At 60.0% G+C, this 2,104-nt stretch carries 3 protein-coding genes; all 3 read left to right on the forward strand.

Going from position 1 to position 2,104, the window contains the following annotated elements; all coding sequences use genetic code 11:
* Positions 1 to 156 precede the first annotated feature (156 nt).
* Positions 157 to 1,392: a hypothetical protein gene (locus tag H7841_18275; GenBank protein ID MEO5338805.1), complete on the forward strand. Its 1,236-nt coding sequence runs from the start codon at positions 157 to 159 to the stop codon at positions 1,390 to 1,392.
* Between the two features lie 3 nt (positions 1,393 to 1,395).
* Positions 1,396 to 1,782, forward strand: coding sequence for an S-adenosylmethionine decarboxylase (locus H7841_18280; GenBank protein MEO5338806.1), 387 nt, complete (start codon positions 1,396 to 1,398; stop codon positions 1,780 to 1,782).
* A 19-nt stretch (positions 1,783 to 1,801) separates the two neighbouring features.
* Positions 1,802 to 2,104 (forward strand): acyl carrier protein (locus H7841_18285; GenBank protein MEO5338807.1); only part of this gene is annotated, 303 nt, incomplete at its 3' end.

Below are 2,104 nucleotides of genomic sequence, written 5' to 3' on the forward strand. Positions count from 1 at the left end.
CCACGAAACCCCCACCTGAAACCCCGCCACCCCGGAATGTAGTGCTAACAAACCCGTGCCACTCCGTAACAGTCTGTTACAGAACAGCTTTTTCTCGGGCACTGTTCAAGTTGGGTCATCGGCAGCGGTTGTTCCGCCAACCTAGGCGTGCCAACCATGGCCGGCTTCATGGACAAGGTCTTTACCGTCCTGTCGGCGGACCCGGCCCATGAGCCCACGCTGACCACCATCCGGAACTTCATCCAGAATATCCGCGGCTCGGCGGCCTACGTCCGGACAGACCTGCTCAACATCGAAGAACTCTACGGCTTGGCCGAACTCGACCGCCTGTTCCCACATGACGGCTCCGTCAAGGGCGATCAGACCGTCCAGGAGGCCTTCAATACGGCCATCTATCTGGCCACCCATGAGGCGGGCAACGAATTCGTGAAGGACTTCAGCCGGTTCAAGAGCGTGGCAAGCTCGCTGAACCATATCAAGCGGGAAAGCCAGACCGAGGAAATCGGCGGGCCGACTTCGGTCAATCATTATACCAATCTGTTGGCCTACCTCTGCCTTGCGTCATTCCAGGAACAACGGAAGAGCGCCTCGCACTCCAAACAACTTCACCCCCTCTTCATCCAGTTCAACTGGGATTTGGCTCTGGATCGTGCCCTGTGGTGCAACCATTTGACCGAATCCAAAGCAACCGCCCCCGTACCGGATCAAAGCGATGCCGAGTATATGCCATGGCTTCACCTAAAACAGGATAATTACTCCAATTTCGATTTCACGAAGTCGTCCCTTGTTCTTCGCCCGCACGGTGCAATTAACTGGGCTGAGCTCAATAATACTCAAAGCGATCAGTCCGCCATCATAATCAAGAAACTAAGCGATATGGGATTCGAAATCGGTACAAATTTCTTTATTCCAAGCACTAACGATAGCGGTTCGAATCCATATATTCTTACTGGAATGATAGACGGTCACCACATATTTCGTAGACAAAATAGTGAGAAAGTCAATTATCGTGGCAGTCATATGAACATCGCCCCCCCGACCTGGAAGAAGGACCCCGAGCAGTTCCTCGGGCAGTGGCAGGCCATGCGACAATACCTCGCCACGGTCCGGCGCATCGTCTTCATCGGCTATTCCATGCCCAAGTCCGACCTGTATTTCCGCCATTTTCTGGCGCTTGCCCTGTCGGAGAACAACTACGCCCCCAAGGTCTACATCTGGAATCCCGGCATTTCCAAGCTGGGGCCGGTGCGGGAGAGCTACACGGACCTTTTCGCCCCCCTGGCCCGCGAGGGGCGACTCTACGGCATCGACGGCTATTTCGGCGATCCGGCGCTCTACGACCTGAACCGGGTCTTCCATATCGCCAAGCGCATCGACGCCTCCGCCGGCTGATCCATGCCCATCGACGAACACCACCATCTGATCGTCCAGGCCTGGGTCGCCGATCCGATCGCCGATCCGCGGGAAGGGGAGGCTTGGCTGCTGGGGCTGATCGAATCCGTCGGCATGACCCTGCTGGCCCCGCCCCAGGCCGTCTATTCCGACGTGCCCGGCAACCGGGGCCTCACCGTTTCGGCCCTCATCACCACCAGCCATGTGGTCTTGCACCTGTGGGACGAGGACCGCCCGGCGGAGTTGCAGTTGGACGTCTATTCCTGCAAGGCCTATTCCAAGGAAATCATTTTCGATGCCATCAAGGCCCGTTTCGCGCCCCTGAGCGTCCGCTACAAGTTCATCGACCGCCGCCACGGTCTTACCCTCTTCAACGAAGACCACCACTGAATCGGTGTATACTGCCGGCATGCCCGACCGCGTGCCCCCGTCCGACGATGCGCGTCTTCTGGCCCTGGTGGGCCAGGTGGCGGGGGAGTTGCATCCGGGCCGCAAGGCGCCGCCGCCCCGCCTGGATAGCCGGCTCGACCGCGACCTGGGCTTCGACAGCCTGGGGCGGGTGGAACTGCTGGCCCGCCTGGAAAGGGAATTCGGCGCCGCCCTCCCCGAAGCCGCTTTCGCCGAGGCCGAAACGCCCCGCGACCTGCTGCGCTTTCTCGCCAGCGCCGCCCCGACGCAGGCCGCCGCCGCCCTCGCCCCCGCCGCCCCCGCC

This window comes from Magnetospirillum sp. WYHS-4 (assembly GCA_039908345.1).
Classification (GTDB): Bacteria; Pseudomonadota; Alphaproteobacteria; order Rhodospirillales; family GLO-3; genus JAMOBD01.